Consider the following 20,796-nt stretch of genomic DNA (forward strand, 5'->3'; position numbering starts at 1 on the left):
AGCGTGCTAATCTTCCGTTTGTCGCCAGGCGCTCACCCCCGAGGTGAGAGTCTGAAAACACCACTCATGCGCGAGTGGCGGAACGGCAGACGCGCTGGCTTCAGGTGCCAGTGTCCTTAGGGACGTGGGGGTTCAAATCCCCCCTCGCGCACAACGGCAGATGCTTGCAGCTGCTGAAGGTGAATCGGGAGAACCCCCGCTTCGGAGAGATCCGGAGCGGGGGTTCTTCGTTGTTCGGTTTTCTTGACCGTCTCGTCGGTGTCGTTTCCGTGTTTTCGTCGGAGGGGCGGGGTACGGACAGCGGGTACGGACCGGCGATGGTCCACCGGGTGCGGGCCGGTGTGGGCACGGTTTCCGGACAGACCGATGGCCGGTGCAACGGCGCACTTGCATACGCTGGCCGCAGAGGTTGGATCGACGGCGGCTCGGCGGTGAAGGGCTGAGCGCACAGAACGTCCCGGAGGCAGGAAATGGCGAAGCAGGCTCGCGCGGTCCAGACGTGGCGGTCGATCGTGGACGCCGCGGCGAGTGTCTTCGACGACTACGGCTACGAGCGTGCCGCCATCTCGGAGATTCTCCGCCGCGCCAAGGTCACCAAGGGGGCCCTGTACTTCCACTTCGCCTCCAAGGAGGCCATCGCCCAGGCGATCATGGACGAGCAGACCTCCACGGTCGAGTTCGAACAGGAGGGCTCGCCTCTCCAGTCCCTGGTGGACGGGGGCCAGCAGTTCGCCTTCGCCCTGCGCCACAACGCGATGGCCCGGGCCGGGACCAGGCTCTCCATCGAGGGCGTCTTCCTCGGCGGACCGCATCCTTGGGGCGACTGGATCGACGCGACGGCCCGGATGCTGGAGCTGGGGCAGGAGCGCGGCGAGGTGTTCCCGCAGATCGACCCGATGGTGTCGGCCAAAATCATCGTCGCCTCGTTCACCGGTATCCAGCTGGTCTCGGAGGCCGACTCCGGGCGGGCCGATCTGCGCGAGCAGGTCGCGGAGATGTGGCGCCACATCCTGCCGTCGATCGCGCACCCCGGTGTCATCGCCCACATCAAGCCCGAGGGCCGGGTGGATCTGGCGGCCCAGGCGCGTGAGAAGGCGGAGCGGGAGGAGCAGGAGGCCAGGATCGCCGCGGAGGCCAAGGAAGCCGGCTCCGATCCCGCGACGGACACGGGCTCCCGGTCGGGCGGGGCGGGCCTGCGGGGCGGTGGATCCGGTCGCGGTACGCGGGCGGGGCAGGCCGGCGACGAGGGCGACGAGGAGCCCGCAGGCGCGGGGGTGGCGGCGGCCGGAGGGGCTGTCTGACCGCGACCGGGCGTGCCGCGTTTCTCGTGCATCCCGTGTATCCCGTGCTTCCGGTCTTTCTCGGGGCATGTTTCACGTGAAACGTCCGATTGATCGCGTTGATCGTCATGCGGCAGGGCCGCGGAGCTTGTGGAAGCTCCGCGGCCCTGTCTGCGTTCCGGGATCCGGGGTCTGGGGTCCGGAGTTTGAGGCGTCCGGCCTTTCTCAGGCTGCGAGTCTCAGGCGGCGAGGGCCTTCGCCTTCTGCCGGGCGTCCTCCAGCGCCTGGGCGCGGGAGGCCTCGGCGAGCGGGATCAGTTCGGCCATCGACGGCTGCGAGTGGGCGAGGGTCAGCTCCGGAACGATGAAGTCCACCTCGGTGGAGAACATGCCCGCGAACACCTTCTCCAAGTAATTCTGGACAAATTCGAAGCTCTCGCGCGGGGTGCCCGGAGCGTAGGAACCGCCGCGGCTGGCGACGACGGTCACCGGGGTCCCGGCGACGGGGGAGTCCGGCCCCGCGTTGTGCCCGACGATGATCACCTGGTCCAGCCATGCCTTGAGGGTGGACGGGATCGTGAAGTTGTACATCGGCGCACCGATCAGGACGGCGTCCGCCGCGGCCAGTTCATCGGCCAGCTCGCGGCGCAGCGGGTCCTCGGCGCCCGCGGCCGTGGCGTCGGCGTCCAGGTGGGGCAGCGGATCGGCGGCGAGGTCACGGTGGACGACGGTCCCGTCCGGGTGCTGCTCGCGCCAGGCCTCGACGAACGCCGCGGTGATGTCGCGGGAGGCGGAGCCCTGGGGGAAGACGGCGGAGTCGAGGTGCAGAAGCGTGGCCATGGGGATCTCCACAGAGAGGGGAAGGGGGGGAGAGGGGCGCGGGCGGGTCGACGGGACCTCGCCGGGCGTCCGGGGTGGCTATTACGTACGTAACTACTAATAGCATAGCTACTTATTTTTAGTAAGCTCCCGACGTCGGCGCAGTACGCTGGAGGTATGGCGGATCACAGCGAAGAGGCCTGTCGGCGGGTCGATGTGGGGATCAGTCGGGTCTTCGAGTTGTTCGGCAAGCGCTGGACCGGCCCGATCGTCTCGGTGCTGCTCCAGCGACCGGTGCACTTCGCCGAGTTGCGCAGGGCGATTCCCGGGATCAGCGAGCGCATGCTCTCGGACCGGCTGACCGAACTCGGCGCGGCGGGCCTGGTGATCCGCGAGGTCGACGAGGGGCCACCGCTGCGCGTCGCGTACCGGCTCACCGAGGCCGGCAGGGCCATGGAGCCCGCGCTCAAGGAGCTGGGGCAGTGGGCGGACACCTACCTCAGGCCGGAGTCCGGCGGCGGCTGCTGATACAGGTCGCGGGTGCAGGCCGCAGATAGCAGATACAGGTCGCTGATACACGCCGCCGAATCGGCGGTACCGTCGTGCTCGGCCGCTGCCGGGCAGGGCCGCTGGCCGGACGGAACGAGCCGGGCAGCCGAAGAGCGTGTACGAGGGTGGGGGAGGCGACGCTCCATGGGCGTAACCGGGACGACGATGCCTGAACAGCGTGCCGAGGAGCCGGATCCGCGTATCCCGGTCGTGCCGGGGTTCGCCCGGCGCGGGGTCGCGAGTTCACCGAAGGCGGCGGGCAAGGCGCTCCGCGATCGGGTGCCGCGGTCTTCGCACGCCTCGCTGGTCCTGCCGCCGGGACGGCCGGACGCGGTGCGGGCCGTCGAGGAGTCCAACCGGGGCCGCGTGCCGGGTCTGACGCCGATACGGGTGGGCCGGATGGCGGCCACGCCGTTCGCCTTCCTGCGGGGCGCGGCCGGACTGATGGCCCACGACCTGATGGGCAGCCCGGTCACCGGGGTCGGCGCCCAGCTCTGCGGCGACGCGCACGCGGCCAACTTCGGCCTCTACGGCGACGCCCGGGGCAGCCTGGTCATCGATCTCAACGACTTCGACGAGACCGTCTTCGGGCCGTGGGAGTGGGACCTCAAGCGGCTCGCCACCTCCCTGGTGCTCGCGGGCCGGGCCGCCGGGGCCGACGAGGACACCTGCCGCCGGGGCGCGTACGACGCCGTCGGCGCCTACCGCCGCACGATGCGGCTGCTGGCCCGGCTGCCCGCCCTCGACGCCTGGAACGCGATCGCGGACGAGGAGCTGGTCTCGCACACGGACGCCCGCGACCTGGTCGGCACCCTGGAGCGGGTCTCGGAGAAGGCCCGCAACAACACCAGCGCCCGGTTCGCCGCCCGGTCCACCGAGGAGTGCCCCGACGGCGGCCGGCGCTTCGTCGACGCCCGGCCCGTGCTGCGCCGGGTGCCGGACGTCGAGGCCGCGGTCGTGGCCGCCGGTCTCGGCGGCTATCTCTCGACCGTCTCCGAGGACCGGCTGCCGCTGCTGGCCCGGTACACGATCCACGACGTGGCGTTCCGGGTGGTCGGCACCGGCAGCGTGGGGACCCGGTCGTACGTGGTGCTGCTCCTCGACCACCGGGGAGAGCCGCTGGTCCTCCAGGTGAAGGAGGCGCGCCCCTCGGTGCTCGCCCCCTATCTGCCCGCGGTCGGGTTCGACGTACCGGAGGTGGCGCACGAGGGCCGCCGGGTGGTGCTCGGACAGAAGCGGATGCAGGTCGTCAGCGACATCCTGCTCGGCTGGGCGGATGTCGACGGCCGGCAGTTCCAGGTCCGGCAGTTCCGGAACCGCAAGGGCAGCGTGGACCCCGCCGCGCTCGCCGCCGACCAGGTCGACGACTACGGGCGGATGACCGGCGCGCTCCTCGCCCGGGCGCACGCCCACAGCGCCGACCCCCGCCTCCTCGCGGGCTACTGCGGCAAGAACGACGAGCTCGACGAGGCGGTGGCCGCCTTCGCGGTGACGTACGCCGACCGTACGGAAGCGGATCACGCCGAGCTGCTGCGGGGGATCAAGGCGGGCCGGCTGGCCGCCGAGTTCGGCATCTGACCGGTCCGGTTCCGGCGCGCGTGAAGCGGTGGGTCCGGTTCGGGCCCACCGCGTGTGCCGCGCCGCCGGGCTGTGGCCATACGCTGGACGGGTGACCCACGAAGCCGCCGGGGTGCCGACCACCCGGAACGATGAAGACCGGCAGGACGACGTCCCGCAGGGCAACGACGATGTCCAGGACGTCCAGGACGTCCAGCAGGACGAGGCCGGGCCGGACGCCGCCGGTGCCGAGAACGCCGAGGCGCGTCCCGAGGCCCGGCTGGCGCGGGCGGTGCAGGTCGCCGAGCAGGCGTTGATCGAGTTCGAGATCGCGGTGGAGACTTTCCGGGTGGAGGTCGAGAACTTCTCCCGGCTGCACCACCAAAAGCTCGGCCCGATGTACGCGCGGCTCGACGAGCTGGACGCGCTCATCGCGGAGGCGCGGGCGGCGAAGACCGGGGACCCGGAAGACGAGCGCAAGGCGCGCGAGGCGCGGGCGGTCGTCATGCCGATGCCCGGGGTCGACGAGCTGTTCCACGACTGGATGGACACCGACGGGCTCTCCCCCGAAGCCGCGGCCATGCTCACCGAGCAGCCGGTCCGGCCGCCGAAGCGGGTCAGGCCGAGCGAGGAGGCCCGCAGGCTCTACCGGGAGCTGGCCCGCAAGGCGCACCCGGACCTCGCCCAGGACGAGACGGAGCGGCAGCGCCGGGACGAGTTCATCGCCCGGGTCAACGCCGCGTACGGCCGCGGCGACGTCGAGCTGCTCAAGGAGCTCGTGGCGGAGTGGGAGGCCGGTCCGGTGCAGCCGCCCGCCCCGCTGAGCGAGAGCGAGGAGCTCTACGCCCGGCTGGAGTGGCTCAGCCGGCGCAAGGAACTGCTGACGGTGCTCGCCAAGGAGCTGGAGGACGGCGCGATCGGCTCGATGCTGCGGATGGCCCCCGACGACCCGGACCAGCTGCTGGAGGACATCGCGGAGCAGCTGCTGGGCGAGGTGTCCCGGCGCGAGGCCGAGCTCGCGGAGATGACGCAGTAGGCGCAGTGAGCGTAGTGGCCGCATTGGTCAGGGCGCGGCGGGCCGGGTGCAGTAGCGTTCCTGGTGACTCTTCCGCGAGTGGACGACGCTTCCGCGTATGTACGAGAGAAGGCATGACCCATGAATTTCGCCCCGCTGCCCTCGGTGGACGCCGCGGCGGTGCCGTCGGATGGCTTCGTCCTGGACGTCCGTGAGAACGACGAGTGGGCGGCCGGTCACGTCGAGGGCGCGCTGCACATTCCGATGAGCGATTTCGTGGGCCGGTTCGGCGAGCTGACCGAGGCGGCCGAGGACGGCCGGCGCGTGCATGTGATGTGCCGGGTGGGCGGCCGGTCGGCCCAGGTCACCCAGTACCTGGTCCAGCAGGGCATCGACGCGGTGAACATCGACGGCGGCATGCAGGCCTGGGACGGCGCCGGCCGTCCCATGGTCACGGACAACGGGACGCCCGCCTTCGTTCTCTGAGCCGGTCCTCGGGTCTCAGGCGCCGGGCCGGCCGGTGACGGCTGGGCGGGAGCCGAGGCCGGGTCCCGGGTCCGGTCGGGCCGGCCGGTGTCAGCCGAGCGGGTGGGCGGCCAGCAGGTCTCCCAGCGCCTCTTCGTGGGCCGCCGCCGGGCCGAGCGAGAGCTCGATCTGCTTCGCCCAGGCGTGGTAGCGGTGCAACGGGTAGTCGGTGTCCGCGCCGAAGCCGCCGTGCAGATGCTGGGCGGTCTGCACGACGCGGCGCACGCCGTCGGAGGCCCAGATCTTCGCCACGGCGACATCACCCGCCGCCGGGAGCGGCCCCCCGGCGTCGGTGGAGATCCGCCAGGCGGCCTGCCAGAGGGTCGCCTCCATCGCCCGTAGATCGATGTACCGGTCGGCGGCCTGGACCGCCACCGCCTGGAACGTCGCGACCGGAAACCCGAACTGCTCGCGCTTGCCGGTGTATTCGGCGGTCATCGCGAGCACCCGCTCGCCCAGCCCGAGCGCCAGCGCGCACGTCCCCGTGGTGAGCAGGGACCGCAGCCAGTCCCAGCAGCCCGCCGCGTCGATCAGCTCGCGCGCTTCCACGCGCACGGCGTCGAGCCGGACCTCGGCCAGGCGTTCACCGCTGGTGGAGACCTGGTCCGCCAAGGTGATGCCGTCGCGGGTACGGGGCACGAGGGCGAGGACCGGGCGGCCCCCTGCGGTGTGTGCGGGGACGGCGATCCGGTCGGCCACCTGGGCCCAGGGAACCGCGGACTGGACCCCGTCGAGCACCCAGCCGGAGCCCCCGGCCGGGCCGCCGGTCTGCCTGCCGGTCTCCTCGTCGGCGCCGCTGTTCCCGCCGCTCCCGCTCCCGTCCCCGTCCCCGTCCCCGTCCCCGTACGGCCGTGCCGTGACGGCGAGTTCGGCCGGGTCGTGGCCGCTGCGTCCGTTGGCGCCGACGGTCAGGATCAGTTCGCCCCGGCCGGCCCGGGGCAGCAGCTCCGCCGCGAGGGCGCGATCCCCGTACCGCTCGATGGCCATCGCCACCGCACAGCTCTCCAGCAGCGGGACCCTGGCCAGCACCTTCGCCGACTCCCGCAGGACCAGGCAGAGCGCGATCGGGTCCAGGCCCGCGCCGCCGTGGTCCGGTGACAGCGTGAGCCCGAGCAGGTCCGTGCGCGCCAGCTCGTGCCACAGCTGCCGGTCGATGTCCTCCGCCACCGCGCCCGGGGTCAGGGCGGGGCTGGGCGCGCGGTCGGGTGCGACATCCGAGAAGACGGCCCTGGCCGCCTCGACGGCCGCCCGCTGTTCCTCGGTGAAGGTGAAGTCCACTGTCCCAGCCTCCCGTTGACCGTCGACAACCACTGATGAGCTGACGGGTCGTCAAGATAGAACAGGTTCTATGGGATGGGAAGGGAACGGTGCGGCGGCCCGCCCGGGCCTCAGCGGTCGAAGTCCAGCTCCACCTCCGGGGTGAGCGGATGCGACTGGCAGGCCAGCACGAAGCCCGCCTCCGTCTCCTCCGGTTCCAGGGCGAAGTTGCGGTCCATCCGGACCTCGCCCGATACGAGGAACGCCCGGCAGGTCCCGCAGACCCCGCCCTTGCAGGCGTACGGCGCGTCCGAGCGGCTTCGCAGCACCGTCTCCAGCAGGGATTCCGCGTTCTCCACGGGCCAGCTGCCCGAGCGGCCGTGGAGGGTGGCCGTCAGCACGGAGTCGGACGGGGCGGCGACCTTGACCACCGTCGCGTCGGCGGGGCCCTCGTCGACGTGGAAGATCTCCTGATGGACCCGGGACCGGTCGACGCCGAGTGCTTTCAGGGCCTTCTCCGTGCCCCGGACGAGGCCGAGCGGCCCGCACAGGAACCAGCCGCCCACCTCCGCGACCGGGAGCACGGCGGGCAGCAGACCGGTGAGCCGTTCGGTGTCGAGCCGCCCGGAGGGGAGCCCGGCCGACTGCTCCTCCCGGGAGAGCGCGGTGACCAGCTGGAAGCGGTCCGGATAACGGTCCTTGAGGTCGGCCACCTCGTCGAGGAACATCGTCGAGGCCGCCGTGCGGTCGCTGCGGATCAGACAGAACCGGGCCGTCGGCTCCCGGTCGAGCAGAGTGGCCGCCATCGACAGCACCGGCGTGATGCCGCTGCCGCCGACCACCGCCGCGAACAGGCCCGGGCGCGGCTTCAGGACGAAGCGGCCCATCGGAGGCATGGCCTCCACCTGGTCCCCGACGGCCAGTTCCTTCAGGGCGTACGTGGAGAACGCCCCGCCCTCGACCATGCGGATGCCCACCCGCAGCACCGGTTCGCCGGGCTGTTCGGTGGCCGGTGCGCAGATCGAGTACGAACGGCGGACCTCCTGGCCGTCCACCGTGTAGCGCACGTTCAGATGCTGGCCGGGGGTGTGGCGGAAGGTCTCGCGCAGCTCGGCCGGCACGGCGAGCGTCACGGCCACCGCGTCGTCCGTGATCCGTTCGATCGCGCTGACCCGGAGCGGATGGAACATCTACAACTCCTTGAAATGGTCGAACGGTTCACGGCAGGCGACGCAGCGGCGCAGGGCCTTGCACGCCGTGGAGGAGAACCGGCTGAGCAGCTCCGTGTCCGTGGAGCCGCAGTGCGGGCAGCGCACCGAGAGCGTCAGCGGCACGGGCCCGCCGTCGGTGCTGTGGGCGCGCGGCGGCGCTATGCCGAACTCCGCGAGCTTGCGGCGCCCTTCGGCGCTGATGTCGTCCGTCGACCAGGCCGGCGCCAGGACCGTCACCACGGAGACTTCCGGCACGCCGTGGTCGTGGAGCACCCGCTCGATGTCGGCGGACATCGCCTCGATCGCCGGGCAGCCGGTGTACGTCGGGGTGAGCCGCACGGTCACCCGGCCCGGGCCCTCCACCTGGACGCCCCGCAGGACACCCAGCTCCGCCAGGGTCAGCACCGGGAGTTCGGGGTCGGGCACGGAGCCGGCCAGCTCGCGCAGCTCCGCCTCCAGCAGCGTGTCGGTCACCATGACGCCCCCGGGTGACTGCGGTGCAGATGCTGCATCTCGGCGAGCATGCGGCCGAACGGCTCGGTGTGCAGGCCCTGCCGGCCCGCGCCCGCCGCCCAGCCCCCGGACCGCGGGCCCGCGGGGAGCGTCAGCGTGGCGCGCTCGACGACGTCGGTGACGACGGCGAGCCAACTGCTCTCCAGCGCCTGCCAGTCGACACCGGATTCCGGGGAGTCGAGCCCTTCGACCGGCTGGAACATCTCACCGGTGAACCGCCACAGCGCGTCCAGGCCGCTCTGCATCCGGCCGTGGCTCTCCTCGGTGCCGTCCCCGAGCCGCAGGACCCACTGCTCGGCGTGGTCCCGGTGGTAGGCCACCTCCTTCACGGCCTTGGCCGCCAGACCGGCGAACTCGCCGTCCCCGGCCGCCAGTCGCTCGTACAGCAGGTGCTGATACACCGAGAAGTAGAGCTGCCGGGCGATGGTGTGGGCGAAGTCGCCGTTCGGCTGCTCGACCAGCTGGAGGTTGCGGAAGGCGCGCTCCTCGCGGAGGTAGGCCAGCTCGTCCTCGTCGCCGACGAGCGAGAGCAGCACCCGCGCCTGCCCCAGCAGGTCCAGGGCGATGTTGGCGAGCGCCACCTCCTCCTCCAGGACGGGGGCGTGTCCGGCCCACTCCCCCAGCCGGTGCGAGAGCACCAGCGCGTCGTCGCCGAGGGCGAGTGCGGCGCTCACAGGTGCTTCACCCCGTCCGGGATCTCGTAGAACGTCGGGTGACGGTAGGGCTTGTCGCCGGCCGGCTCGAAGAAGGAGTCCTTCTCGTCGGGGGAGGAGGCGGTGATCGCGGTGGACGGGATCACCCAGATCGAGACGCCCTCGGAGCGGCGGGTGTAGAGGTCACGGGCGTTGCGCAGGGCCATCTCGGCGTCCGGCGCGTGCAGGCTGCCCGCGTGGGTGTGGGACAGTCCGCGCCGCGAGCGGACGAACACCTCCCACAGAGGCCAGTCGGTCGAGCTGCTCATGCCGTCTCCTCCACATGCTGCGCGGACGCGCTGGTCTGTGCCGATGCCGATGCCGATGCCGATGCCGGGGCGGGGGCCGGTGTGCGGGGCGATGTCTGTGCCGGGGCGTGCTTGGCGGCGTACGCGGCGGCCGCGTCCCGGACCCAGGCGCCTTCCTCGTGGGCCCTGCGCCGCTGGGTGATCCGCTGTTCGTTGCAGGGGCCGTTGCCCTTCAGGACCTCCTGGAACTCCGACCAGTCGATCGCGCCGAAGTCATGGCTGCCCAGCTCCTCGTTCCACCGGATGTCGGGGTCCGGGAGCTCCAGGCCCAGCGCTTCGGCCTGGGGCACGCAGATGTCGACGAAGCGCCGGCGCAGCTCGTCGTTGGAGTGCCGCTTGATCTTCCAGGCCATGGACTGCTCGGAGTGCGACGAGGCGTCGTCGGGCGGGCCGAACATCATCAAGGAGGGCCACCACCAGCGGTTCACCGCGTCCTGGGCCATGGCGTGCTGGGCCTCGGTGCCCTGGCTGAGGGCGAGCAGCAGCTCGTACCCCTGGCGCTGGTGGAAGGACTCCTCCTTGCAGATACGGACCATCGCGCGGGCGTAGGGGCCGTAGGAGCAGCGGCAGAGCGGCACCTGGTTGGTGATCGCCGCGCCGTCCACCAGCCAGCCGATCGCGCCGACGTCGGCCCAGGTCAGCGTGGGGTAGTTGAAGATCGACGAATAGCGCTGGCGGCCCGCGTGGAGCTTGTCGAGCAGCTCCTCGCGGCTGGTGCCCAGGGTTTCGGCGGCGCTGTAGAGATACAGGCCGTGGCCCGCCTCGTCCTGCACCTTGGCCATGAGGATCGCCTTGCGGCGCAGCGAGGGCGCCCGGGTGATCCAGTTGGCCTCGGGCTGCATGCCGATGATCTCCGAGTGGGCGTGCTGGGCCATCTGGCGGATCAGTGTGGCCCGGTAGGCATCCGGCATCCAGTCGCGCGGCTCGATCCGCTCGTCCGCCGCCACGGCCGCGTCGAACGCCGCGAGGTGGTCCGCGTCCGCCGGGTCCATCGCACCCGCCGCGCCCGTCGAACCGGCTCCACCCGCCGCATTCGCCGTGCCGAGCGTCTTCTGCGTCGTCTGGTCCGCAGTCACTGCCGCCATCCCGGGCTCCCTACCGACCGATCGTTCGGTTCCTTGACTTCAATGGTGAGTCGGAGGCCCGTAGGGTGTCAACCCTGTGGATAACTGAGTGGTGATCGACGGTGAGCGGGGCGGGATGGATTCGGACCACGACAGGAGCTCTGCGGGCGGGGGGAAGGACGCCTGGCCGCAGGCGTTGAACCGGCCGGCGGAAGCGCGGGACACCCCCGAAGCCACACCGCCGAACCACCCGGTCACCACGCCCCCGGTCACCACGCCTCCGGCCTCCTCGCGGCCGGTCGCGGAGCCCCCGGTCACCGGCCGGGGCATAGCCGGGCTCTCGCTTCCGTACCAGGTGGTCGCGGCCCTGGCGCTGTCCCTGATCGGGCTGCTCGCCTGCACGCAGGTGGCCATGGTGTTCCTGCACGTCGCCCCGTCCAACACGCTGACCAAGGAGCACGGGAAGACGATCGACCGCTGGATCTACCCGGAGTTCGAGCAGAACTGGAAGCTCTTCGCCCCCAACCCGCTCCAGCAGAACGTCGCCGTCCATGTGCGGGCCGAAGTGGTCGACGCCGACGGCCGCCGCACCACCCGGTGGATGAACCTGACCCACGAGGACGCCAAGGGAATACGCGGCAACCTCTTCCCCAGCCATGTGGACCAGAACGAGCTCCGCCGGGGCTGGGACTTCTACATCAACTCCCACGACAGCGAGAACCGCCCCAACGGCCTGCGCGGGGATCTCTCCGAGCGTTACGTGCGGCGCATCGCGATGCTGCGGCTGAGCGAGCGCGACTACGGCGGCACGATCGAACGCATCCAGCTCCGCTCCGCCACCAGCTCCATCGCCCCGCCCCCGTGGAGCACCGAGAAGATCAGCACCAAGCCCGTCTACCGCGTACTCCCCTGGTGGACCGTGACCCCCGACGATCTTCCCGAGCGTGCGGCGGAAAAGGCCCGGGACGCGGCGCGTGCGGAGGCGAACCAGTGACCATCCCCCCGCCCGCGACCCCGCAGAACCCGGCAGCGCAGGAACCGACCTCGCAGAACCCGGCAGTGCAGGACCCGACCCAGCAGCCGACCGGCCCGCAGCCGACCGGCCCGCAGCCGGCCGGGCCCCGGCGCCCGGGTTCCGGTGGTTCCGCTGGCTCCGGTGGCTCCGGTGGCTCCGGTGGCGGTCTGGCCCATGGTCTTCAGCGGGTCACCGCCTCGGCCCTCGGCCCGTACCAGAGCGCCGTCGTCCGGATCGGTTTCGCCGCCACCTACCTCTTCTTCCTGCTGCGCGAGCTGCCGCACCGCCATGAGCTGTACGGCCCGGACAGCCCGTGGCACTGGGACCTGGCCCGCCAGCTCACGGACGGCAACGAGGCCTTCTCCGTCCTGATGTGGACCGACAGCACGGTCTGGTTCGAGGCGGTCTACGTCCTCACGCTGCTGTCCGCGGCGGCGCTGATGGTCGGCTGGCGGACCCGGACCATGTCCGTCCTCTTCATGGTCGGCGTGCTCTCGGTGCAGAACCGCAGCATCTTCATGGGCGACGGCGGCGACAACGTCGTCCACCTCATGGCGATCTACCTCGTGCTGACGCGCTGCGCCCAGGTCTGGTCGCTGGACGCCCGGCGTGCGGCGCGCAACGCGCAGCGTGCCGCCGAGGGACTGCCGCCCCTGCGGGACATCGCGGGCCCGGTGCTCTGGGCGCTCCTCGGCCCCGTCCTCGTGACGGCCACCCTGATGGGCGGGCTCGGCGGCACCTGGTGGCTGCCGACTCTGCTGTGGATCCTCTGGCTCTCCGCCGCCGCCTGGTGGGCCGTGAACCGCTACGCGCCGCGGAGCGAGCCCCGCACCCTGCTCGATGTGCTGGCCAACCTCACGCACAACGCCACGCTCGCCGTGATCATGGCCGAGGTCTGCCTGATCTACGCGACCGCCGGCTGGTACAAGATCCAGGGCTCGCGCTGGCAGGACGGCACCGCGCTCTACTACCCGCTCAACCTCGACTACTTCACCCCGTGGCCCGCTCTGTCGGACATCCTGGGCGCCAGCGGGCTGATGGTGATGGTGCTGACGTACGGCACGGTCATCGTCCAGGTCGCCTTCCCGTTCACGCTGTTCAACCGGCGGGTCAAGAACGTCCTGCTGGTCGTGATGATCTGCGAGCACGCGGGGATCGCCCTGCTGCTCGGGCTGCCCTTCTTCTCCATGGCGATGATCGCGGCCGACGCGGTGTTCCTGCCGACGGCCTTCCTCGTGTGGCTGGGCGCCCGCGTCGCGACGGGCCGTCGGCGGCTGCTCTCCCGGGGCCATACGCTCGTCGGGTGAGCAGTGAGACCGGCAGAACCCAAGAACCCCCCGCGGAACCCCTCCAGTACGACGACGGCTACGGCCAGCCGATCGGTGTCGGGCCGCACCCGCTGCCCTGGCCCGAGGACGAGCGGTACGACCCCGAGCTGCTGGCCGGGGGCGACCGGCGCAACGTCGGTGACGCGTACCGCTACTGGACGCGGGAGGCGATCGTCGCCGATCTCGACCTGCGGCGGCACGACTTCCATGTGGCCGTGGAGAACTGGACCCACGACTTCAACATCGGCTCGGTGGTCCGGACCGCCAACGCCTTCCTGGCCAAGGAGATCCACATCGTGGGCCGGCGGCGCTGGAACCGGCGCGGCGCCATGGTCACCGACCGCTACCAGCATGTGCGCCACCACCCCGACACGGCGGCTCTGACCGCCTGGGCGGCGGCCGAGGGGCTGCCGATCATCGGGATCGACAACCTCCCCGGCGCCGTACCGCTGGAGCGCACCGAGCTGCCGCGCCGCTGCGTCCTGCTGTTCGGGCAGGAGGGGCCGGGCCTCACCGAGGAGGCGCGCGAGCACGCCACGACGGTGTGCTCGATCGCGCAGTTCGGCTCGACCCGGTCCATCAACGCCGGAGCCGCCGCGGCCATCGCGATGCACGCGTGGATCCAGCGCTACGCCGACGTCCCGGACCCGCGGGAGACCCGCTAGTCACGCCTGGCGGCGCACCTCCACCACCCGGAAGCGGTTGGCGACGAAGGCCGCGTCGCACAGGGCCGCGTTGGCCGCCGGGTTGCCGCCGGAGCCGTGGAAGTCGGAGAAGGCGGCGGTCTGGTTGACGTACACCCCGCCGGTCAGGTTCAGCGAGAGCTGGGCCGACTCGTCCAGGCAGACGTCCTCGATCGCGCGCTCCACCTCGGGGGAGGTGGTGTACGCGCCGACCGTCATGGCGCCCTTCTCCCGGATCGTGCGGCGCAGGAGATCCAGGGCGGCGGACGTCGACTCGACGGCGACGGCGAAGGACACCGGCCCGAAGCACTCCGAGAGGTAGGCGGCGCCGTCGTCGGGCTTGGTGCCGTCGAGCTTCACGACCACCGGCGTACGGACGACCGCGTCGGGGAATTCGTCGTTGGCGACCGTCCGCGAGGCCAGCGCGACCTCGCCCAGCTCGCCCGCCGCCTCCACCCGGGCCCTGACATCCGGGTTGACCAGCGCGCCGAGCAGGGCGGACGCGCGGGCGTCGTCGCCGAGCAGTCCGGTGACGGCGGCCGAGAGGTCGGCGACCACGTCGTCGTAGGACTTGGCGCCGGCGTCGGTGGCGATGCCGTCCCGGGGGATCAGCAGATTCTGCGGGGTGGTGCACATCTGGCCGCTGTACAGCGAGAGGGAGAACGCCAGGTTGGCCAGCATGCCCCGGTAGTCGTCGGTGGAGTCGACGACGATCGTGTTGACGCCGGCCTTCTCCGTGTAGACCTGGGCCTGGCGGGCGTTCTCCTCCAGCCAGTCGCCGAAGGCGGTCGAGCCGGTGTAGTCGATGATCCGGATCTCGGGGCGGACCGCCAGGGTCTTGGCGATGCCCTCGCCGGGGCGTTCGGCGGCCAGCGCGACCAGATTCGGGTCGAAGCCCGCCTCGCTCAGCACCTCGCGGGCGATGGACACCGTGAGCGCCAAGGGCAGCACCGCGCGCGGGTGGGGCTTGACCAGCACCGGGTTTCCCGTGGCGAGCGAGGCGAAGAGGCCGGGGTAGCCGTTCCACGTGGGGAACGTGTTGCAGCCGATGACCAGCGCGATGCCGCGGCCGGACGTGATGAACGACTTGTGCAGCTTCAGCGGGTCGCGCTTGCCCTGCGGCTTCGACCAGTCGGCCGTGTCGGGGGTGCGGACCTGCTCGCGGTAGGCGTACGCCACGGCCTCCAGGCCGCGGTCCTGGGCGTGCGGGCCGCCCGCCTGGAACGCCATCATGAAGGCCTGGCCGCTCGTGTGCATCACGGCGTGGGCCAGCTCATGGGTGCGGGCGCTGATCCGCGACAGGATCTCCAGACAGACCAGGGCCCGGACCTCCGGTCCCGCCGCCCGCCAGGCGGCCGTGCCGGCCTTCATCGCCGGCAGCAGGACGTCCGGGTCGGCGTGCGGATACTCGATGCCGAGCTCCGGACCGTACGGCGAGGTCTCGCCGGCGACCCAGCCGTCGGTGCCCGGCTGCCCCAGGTCCAGCCGGGTGCCCAGCAGCGCGTCGAAGGCGGCCTTGCCTTCGGCCGCGCCGAGGCTGCCCGGGGCGCCGCCCTCGCCGTACGCCTTCGGGTGCTCGGGGTGCGGCGACCAGTACGCGCGGGTACTGATCACGTCGAGGGCCTGGTCGAGCGTGGGCCGGTGGGTCTCGGACAGCTGCTGGGGGGTGAGCGCGGAGGCCATGGCGGACCAACTCCTCATCGAGCCGGGCGGGGACGTACGGACGGAGTTAGAGTAACCGAACGATCGGTCGGGACAAGGGGTCCTCCGGGAACCTGTGGACAACTTCGATGGTCCCCGCCTGTGCGGGGCTGATCCCTCATGGGGGAGGATCGCGGACATGACCACGGCCAAGCGGGACGCGTACACACCGGAGACCCTGCTCACCGTCGCCGTCCGCGTCTTCAACGAGCGCGGCTACGACGGCACGTCCATGGAGCACCTCTCCCGGGCGGCGGGTATCTCGAAATCCTCCATCTACCACCATGTGGCGGGCAAGGAGGAGCTGCTGCGCCGGGCCGTGAGCCGGGCGCTCGACGGGCTCTTCGCGATCCTCGACGAGCCGGGGGCGCAGCGCGGGCGCGCGGTGGAGCGGGTCGAGTACGTCACGCGCCGGACCGTCGACGTGCTGATGGCGGAGGTCCCCTACGTCACCCTGCTGCTGCGGGTGCGCGGCAACACGAAGACGGAGCGCTGGGCGCTGGAGCGGCGCCGCGAGTTCGACCAGCGGGTGGCGGAGCTGCTGAAGGCCGCGGTGGCCGAGGGCGACCTGCGGGCGGACGTGGACATACGGCTGGCGACCCGCCTGCTGTTCGGCATGGTGAACTCGCTGGTCGAGTGGTACCGGCCGCAGCCGGGCGGCTTCCCCGGCGAGGAGCAGCTCGCGGACACGGTCGTCCAGCTGGCCTTCGAGGGCATGCGGGCGAACACCGCCCGCTGAGCCCGCCGCACCACCGGGTCCCCGCGCACGCTGCGGTCAGGCTTTCGCGTACGCCATGGTCAGGCGAGTTCGGCCGGCCGGTCCGGGCGCGGCCCGAGGTCCGTCTCCTCGAACACCAGCAGCGTGCGCGTCGAGAGCACCTCGGGGATGGACTGGATCCGGGTGAGGACCAGCTCGCGCAGCGCCCGGTTGTCGGGCGTGTGCACCAGAAGCAGTACGTCGAAGTCGCCGCTGACCAGGGCGATGTGCGTGGCCCCTGGCAGGGCCTGAAGCTGCTCGCGCACGGTGCGCCAGGAGTTCTGCACGATCTTGAGCGTGATGTACGCGGACGCCCCCTGTCCGGCCCGCTCGTGGTCGACCCGGGCGCCGAAGCCACGGATCACGCCGTCCTCGACGAGCCGGTTGATCCGGGCGTACGCGTTGGCCCGCGAGACATGGACCCGCTCGGCCACGGACCGTATCGAGGCGCGGCCGTCCGTCTGGAGGATCCGCAGGATGTCGCGGTCGATGGCGTCCAGCGGCCGCGCGGGCGGAACCGGGGCCGGCTCCGGCGCGGGGCCCGCGGCGGCGGCCGACGGCGTCGCGGCGGCCGACGGCGTGGCGGCGGGCGGGGGCGGGCCCGGCTCCTCGCCCCTGTCGGCCATTTGTTCAGCTGCCATCGGCCCGCGCCTCCCTGTCGTGGACGACCTGTACCCATCCCAAGCTGTGGAGAACCGTTTGTCCACAGGCTGCCGGTGCCTGTAGCCAAAATGCGCTTGCGACCGAACAATCGGTAGGTGAGGCACACCACACCCGTGCCTCGCCCAGCCCCCGATGTCCCGCTCCCGATCGACACCATCGACACCCATCGACGCCGCCGATCGACTCGACACCGCCGATCGACACCCTCGATCTCCCTCGATGCCAGGAGGTGCTTCTCATGACGGTCCAAGAGCTGCCCGGCGCGGCCGCCTACCGGCCCACGCCGCCCCCGGCCTGGAAGCCGATCACCGACCCCGCCCCGCTGCTCCCGGACCCGGAGCCCTACCGGGTGCTCGGTACGGACGCGGTCGCCGACGTCGATCCCGAACTGCTGCTCCGGCTCCACGCGGAGCTGGTGCGCGGGCGCCGCTACAACGCCCAGGCCACCGCGCTGACGAAGCAGGGCCGCCTGGCGGTCTACCCGTCGAGCACCGGCCAGGAGGCGTGCGAGATCGCCGCCGCCCTGGTGCTGGAGGAGCGCGACTGGCTCTTCCCCAGCTACCGCGACACGCTCGCGGCCGTCGCGCGCGGCCTGGACCCGGTCGAGGCGCTGACCCTGCTGCGCGGCGACCGGCACACCGGTTACGACCCGCGCGAGCACCGCATCGCCCCGTTGTGCACCCCGCTCGCCACCCAGCTCCCGCACGCCGTGGGGCTGGCGCACGCCGCCCGGCTCAAGGGCGACGACGTGGTGGCGCTCGCCATGGTCGGCGACGGCGGCACCAGCGAGGGCGACTTCCACGAGGCGCTGAACTTCGCGGCCGTCTGGAAGGCCCCGGTCGTCTTCTTCGTCCAGAACAACGGCTTCGCGATCTCCGTTCCGCTGGCCAAGCAGACCGCCGCGCCCTCCCTCGCCCACAAGGCCGTCGGATACGGGATGCCGGGCCGCCTGGTCGACGGCAACGACGCGGCGGCGGTGCACCAGGTGCTGAGCGAGGCCGTGGCGCGCGCCCGGCGCGGCGAGGGCCCGACGCTGGTCGAGGCGGTCACCTACCGCATGGAGGCCCACACCAACGCCGACGACGCCACCCGCTACCGGGTCGACAGCGAGGTCGAGGCGTGGAAGGCGCACGACCCGGTGCGGCTGCTGGAGCGTGAGCTGACGGAGCGCGGGCTGCTGGACGACGCGGGCATCGAGCAGGCGAAGGAGGCCGCCGAACGGATGGCCGCCGCCCTGCGCGACCGGATGAACGCGGATCCGGAGCTGGCCCCGATGGACCTCTTCACCCATGTGTACGCCGAGCAGACGAGTCAGCTCCGGGAGCAGGCGGCCGCCCTGCGCGCCGAGCTGGACGCCGAGCAGGACCACGACGAGCACGGCCCGGAGGCAGGACGATGACCACCGCGGCAGTGACGGCCGACGGCCGCCCCGTGAAGGCGAAACCGGCCACGATGGCGCAGGCCCTCGGGCGCGCGCTCCGCGACGCGATGGCCGAGGACCCCGCCGTCCATGTGCTCGGTGAGGACGTGGGCACGCTCGGCGGGGTCTTCCGGATCACCGACGGGCTGGCGAAGGAGTTCGGCGACGACCGCTGCACCGACACCCCGCTGGCCGAGGCGGGCATCCTCGGCGCGGCCGTCGGCATGGCGATGTACGGGCTGCGGCCCGTGGTGGAGATGCAGTTCGACGCGTTCGCCTACCCGGCGTTCGAGCAGCTGCTGAGCCATGTCGCCAAGATGCGCAACCGCACCGGCGGAGCCATGCCGCTCCCGATCACCGTGCGGGTGCCGTACGGCGGGGGGATCGGCGGGGTCGAGCACCACAGCGACTCCTCCGAGGCGTACTACATGGCCACCCCCGGCCTGCACGTCGTCACGCCGGCCACGGTCGACGACGCCTACGGGCTGCTGCGGGAGTCGATCGCCTCGGACGACCCGGTGGTCTTCCTGGAGCCGAAGCGGCTCTACTGGTCCAAGGCCGACTGGTCGCCCGAGGCCCCCGCCGCGGTCGAGCCGATCGGCAAGGCCGTGGTGCGCCGGCCCGGGCGCAGCGCCACCCTGATCACGTACGGCCCCTCCCTGCCGGTCTGCATGGAGGCCGCCGAAGCGGCCCTCGCCGAGGGCTGGGACCTCGAAGTGGTGGACCTGCGGTCGCTGGTGCCGTTCGACGACGAGACGGTGGCCGCGTCGGTGCGCCGCACCGGGCGGGCGGTCGTCGTGCACGAGTCCTCCGGATTCGGCGGGCCCGGCGGCGAGATCGCGGCCCGGATCACCGAGCGCTGCTTCCACCACCTGGAGGCTCCGGTGCTGCGGGTGGCCGGGTTCGACATCCCGTATCCGCCGCCCATGCTGGAGCGGCACCATCTGCCGGGAGTGGACCGGGTGCTCGACGCGGTGGCCCGGTTGCAGTGGGAGGCGGACAGCTGATGGCCCAGGTGCTCGAATTCAAGCTGCCGGACCTCGGTGAGGGACTGACCGAGGCCGAGATCGTCCGCTGGCTGGTGGAGGTCGGCGATGTCGTCGCCATCGACCAGCCCGTCGTCGAGGTCGAGACGGCCAAGGCGATGGTGGAGGTGCCCTGTCCCTACGGGGGCGTGGTGACCGCGCGGTTCGGCGAGGAGGGCACGGAACTTCCCGTCGGCGCACCGCTGCTGACGGTCGCCGTCGGTGCCCCGGAGGGGGCTTCCGGCTCCGCCGCCTCGCCTTCCTCTCCTTCCTCCTCTTCCCCTTCCTCCTCCGGCAAGGGGTCCGGCTCCGGCGCGGAGTCCTCGGGCGGCTCGGGGAACGTGCTCGTGGGGTACGGGACCGGCGCGCCGGCCGCACGCCGTCGGCGCATCCGCCCGGACCGGCTCGACCGGTCGGTGGCCGAGGTCCCGGTCTCCGTCGCGCCGGTGGCCGAGGTCCTGGTCGCCGAAGCCCCGGTGCATGAGGGGCCCGTGCCGGTGGTCTCTCCGCTGGTACGCCGGCTGGCCCGGCAGCACGACATCGATCTGCGGCGGCTGGCGGGTTCGGGCCCCGACGGGCTGATCCTGCGCGCCGATGTCGACCGGGCGATCCGGACGGCGGAGGAGACCGTGGCGGCGTCGGCCCGGGCAGCCCAGGTCCAGGCGCCGGTGGCGGCCGTGGCCGCAGCTCCGAACGGTGTGGCCGCCGCTCCGGACGCCGAACGGATTCCGCTGCGCGGGGTGCGCGGAGCGGTCGCCGACAAGCTGTCGCGCAGCCGGACCGAGATCCCCGACGCCACCTGCTGGGTCGACGCCGACGCCACCGAGCTGATGGCGGTCAGGGCCGCGATGAACGCCGCCACGGGCCCGTCCGCCGGGCCGAAGGTGTCGGTCCTGGCGCTGCTGGCGAGGATCTGCACGGCGGCGCTGGCCCGGTTCCCCGAGCTCAACTCCACCGTGGACACGGAGGCCCGGGAGATCGTCCGGCTGTCCGGCGTGCATCTCGGGTTCGCCGCCCAGACCGAGCGGGGCCTCGTCGTCCCGGTCGTCCGGGACGCGCACACCCGTAACGCCGAGTCGATCGGGGCCGAGATCGCCCGGCTGACCGAGCTGGCGCGCACGGGGAAGCTCAGCCCGGCGCAGCTGACCGGGGGCACGTTCACGCTGAACAACTACGGGGTGTTCGGGGTCGACGGTTCGACGCCGATCATCAACCACCCGGAGGCGGCGATGCTCGGGGTGGGCCGGATCATGCCCAAGCCCTGGGTGCACCAGGGCGAACTGGCCGTACGTCAGGTCGTCCAGCTGTCCCTCACCTTCGACCACCGGGTGTGCGACGGCGGAACGGCGGGCGGCTTCCTCCGGTACGTGGCGGACTGCGTGGAGCAGCCGGCGGTGCTGCTGCGCACGCTGTAG

At 72.0% G+C, this 20,796-nt stretch carries 21 protein-coding genes and 1 tRNA gene; 13 read left to right on the forward strand and 9 right to left on the reverse strand.

The window, feature by feature from the left end:
* Positions 1-68 precede the first annotated feature (68 nt).
* Positions 69-151: transfer RNA gene (locus A3Q37_RS12180), tRNA-Leu, on the forward strand.
* 319 nt (positions 152-470) lie between these two features.
* Positions 471-1,301: a ScbR family autoregulator-binding transcription factor gene (locus A3Q37_RS12185; RefSeq protein ID WP_065482331.1), complete on the forward strand. Its 831-nt coding sequence runs from the start codon at positions 471-473 to the stop codon at positions 1,299-1,301.
* 218 nt (positions 1,302-1,519) lie between these two features.
* Here A3Q37_RS12185 and A3Q37_RS12190 read toward each other — a convergent pair whose 3' ends face one another.
* Positions 1,520-2,119 carry an FMN-dependent NADH-azoreductase gene (locus tag A3Q37_RS12190; protein ID WP_065482334.1) on the reverse strand — a complete coding sequence of 200 codons (600 nt, stop codon included), beginning with the start codon at positions 2,117-2,119 and terminating at the stop codon, positions 1,520-1,522.
* 156 nt (positions 2,120-2,275) lie between these two features.
* On the opposite strand from A3Q37_RS12190, the gene A3Q37_RS12195 reads away from it, so the two are divergent.
* The 4 genes from A3Q37_RS12195 to A3Q37_RS12210 all read left to right on the forward strand — a co-directional run bounded on the left by A3Q37_RS12195 (position 2,276) and on the right by A3Q37_RS12210 (position 5,705).
* Positions 2,276-2,626: a helix-turn-helix domain-containing protein gene (locus A3Q37_RS12195; RefSeq protein WP_065482337.1), complete on the forward strand. Its 351-nt coding sequence runs from the start codon at positions 2,276-2,278 to the stop codon at positions 2,624-2,626.
* A gap of 186 nt (positions 2,627-2,812) precedes the next feature.
* Positions 2,813-4,225, forward strand: a complete 1,413-nt coding sequence (locus tag A3Q37_RS12200) for a DUF2252 domain-containing protein (RefSeq protein WP_369691447.1) — start codon at positions 2,813-2,815, stop codon at positions 4,223-4,225.
* A 91-nt stretch (positions 4,226-4,316) separates the two neighbouring features.
* The gene (locus A3Q37_RS12205) at positions 4,317-5,240 is read left to right on the forward strand and encodes a hypothetical protein (protein WP_065482340.1); all 924 of its coding nucleotides are present in this window, start codon (positions 4,317-4,319) and stop codon (positions 5,238-5,240) included.
* A gap of 120 nt (positions 5,241-5,360) precedes the next feature.
* Positions 5,361-5,705: a rhodanese-like domain-containing protein gene (locus tag A3Q37_RS12210; protein ID WP_010071374.1), complete on the forward strand. Its 345-nt coding sequence runs from the start codon at positions 5,361-5,363 to the stop codon at positions 5,703-5,705.
* A gap of 90 nt (positions 5,706-5,795) precedes the next feature.
* Here A3Q37_RS12210 and A3Q37_RS12215 read toward each other — a convergent pair whose 3' ends face one another.
* From A3Q37_RS12215 to paaA, 6 genes are all read right to left on the reverse strand, one after another.
* Entirely contained in the window at positions 5,796-7,022 is a 1,227-nt protein-coding gene (locus tag A3Q37_RS12215; RefSeq protein ID WP_065482342.1) for an acyl-CoA dehydrogenase family protein, read from the reverse strand.
* A 110-nt stretch (positions 7,023-7,132) separates the two neighbouring features.
* Positions 7,133-8,191: a 2Fe-2S iron-sulfur cluster-binding protein gene (locus tag A3Q37_RS12220; RefSeq protein WP_065482345.1), complete on the reverse strand. Its 1,059-nt coding sequence runs from the start codon at positions 8,189-8,191 to the stop codon at positions 7,133-7,135.
* Positions 8,192-8,689, reverse strand: coding sequence for a 1,2-phenylacetyl-CoA epoxidase subunit PaaD (paaD, locus tag A3Q37_RS12225; protein ID WP_065482348.1), 498 nt, complete (start codon positions 8,687-8,689; stop codon positions 8,192-8,194).
* Complete coding sequence (gene paaC / locus A3Q37_RS12230) at positions 8,683-9,399, reverse strand: 1,2-phenylacetyl-CoA epoxidase subunit PaaC (protein WP_065482351.1); 717 nt, start codon at positions 9,397-9,399, stop codon at positions 8,683-8,685. Before paaC ends, paaD begins: the two co-directional genes overlap by 7 nt.
* Entirely contained in the window at positions 9,396-9,686 is a 291-nt protein-coding gene (gene paaB, locus A3Q37_RS12235) for a 1,2-phenylacetyl-CoA epoxidase subunit PaaB (protein ID WP_010071371.1), read from the reverse strand. The genes paaC and paaB overlap by 4 nt, the downstream gene beginning before the upstream one ends.
* Positions 9,683-10,810, reverse strand: coding sequence for a 1,2-phenylacetyl-CoA epoxidase subunit PaaA (gene paaA / locus A3Q37_RS12240; protein ID WP_065482360.1), 1,128 nt, complete (start codon positions 10,808-10,810; stop codon positions 9,683-9,685). Before paaA ends, paaB begins: the two co-directional genes overlap by 4 nt.
* 88 nt (positions 10,811-10,898) lie before the next feature.
* Here paaA and A3Q37_RS12245 point away from each other — a divergent pair, with 88 nt between their 5' ends.
* From A3Q37_RS12245 to A3Q37_RS12255, 3 genes are read left to right on the forward strand one after another with little or no spacing between them, the layout of a single operon-like run.
* Positions 10,899-11,783 carry a DUF5819 family protein gene (locus A3Q37_RS12245; RefSeq protein ID WP_065482363.1) on the forward strand — a complete coding sequence of 295 codons (885 nt, stop codon included), beginning with the start codon at positions 10,899-10,901 and terminating at the stop codon, positions 11,781-11,783.
* The gene (locus A3Q37_RS12250; RefSeq protein ID WP_079137761.1) at positions 11,780-13,111 is read left to right on the forward strand and encodes an HTTM domain-containing protein; all 1,332 of its coding nucleotides are present in this window, start codon (positions 11,780-11,782) and stop codon (positions 13,109-13,111) included. The genes A3Q37_RS12245 and A3Q37_RS12250 overlap by 4 nt, the downstream gene beginning before the upstream one ends.
* A complete protein-coding gene (locus A3Q37_RS12255) occupies positions 13,108-13,797 on the forward strand; it encodes a TrmH family RNA methyltransferase (protein WP_065482366.1) in 690 nt (229 codons plus the stop codon). The genes A3Q37_RS12250 and A3Q37_RS12255 overlap by 4 nt, the downstream gene beginning before the upstream one ends.
* On the opposite strand, the gene paaN is transcribed toward A3Q37_RS12255, so the two are convergent.
* Entirely contained in the window at positions 13,798-15,498 is a 1,701-nt protein-coding gene (gene paaN / locus A3Q37_RS12260) for a phenylacetic acid degradation protein PaaN (RefSeq protein WP_065482369.1), read from the reverse strand.
* 157 nt (positions 15,499-15,655) lie between these two features.
* Between paaN and A3Q37_RS12265 the strand changes: the two genes are divergently transcribed.
* The gene (locus A3Q37_RS12265) at positions 15,656-16,255 is read left to right on the forward strand and encodes a TetR/AcrR family transcriptional regulator (RefSeq protein WP_065482372.1); all 600 of its coding nucleotides are present in this window, start codon (positions 15,656-15,658) and stop codon (positions 16,253-16,255) included.
* Positions 16,256-16,314: 59 nt separating this feature from the next.
* Here A3Q37_RS12265 and A3Q37_RS12270 read toward each other — a convergent pair whose 3' ends face one another.
* Entirely contained in the window at positions 16,315-16,899 is a 585-nt protein-coding gene (locus tag A3Q37_RS12270) for an Lrp/AsnC family transcriptional regulator (RefSeq protein ID WP_079137762.1), read from the reverse strand.
* 275 nt (positions 16,900-17,174) lie between these two features.
* Here A3Q37_RS12270 and pdhA point away from each other — a divergent pair, with 275 nt between their 5' ends.
* From pdhA to A3Q37_RS12285, 3 genes are read left to right on the forward strand one after another with little or no spacing between them, the layout of a single operon-like run.
* Complete coding sequence (gene pdhA, locus A3Q37_RS12275) at positions 17,175-18,335, forward strand: pyruvate dehydrogenase (acetyl-transferring) E1 component subunit alpha (protein WP_065482375.1); 1,161 nt, start codon at positions 17,175-17,177, stop codon at positions 18,333-18,335.
* Entirely contained in the window at positions 18,332-19,363 is a 1,032-nt protein-coding gene (locus A3Q37_RS12280; protein ID WP_065482378.1) for an alpha-ketoacid dehydrogenase subunit beta, read from the forward strand. Before pdhA ends, A3Q37_RS12280 begins: the two co-directional genes overlap by 4 nt.
* A complete protein-coding gene (locus tag A3Q37_RS12285) occupies positions 19,363-20,796 on the forward strand; it encodes a dihydrolipoamide acetyltransferase family protein (protein ID WP_065482582.1) in 1,434 nt (477 codons plus the stop codon). Before A3Q37_RS12280 ends, A3Q37_RS12285 begins: the two co-directional genes overlap by 1 nt.

Origin of the sequence: Streptomyces sp. PTY087I2, assembly GCF_001687325.1 — a bacterium.
GTDB lineage: Bacteria > Actinomycetota > Actinomycetes > Streptomycetales > Streptomycetaceae > Streptomyces.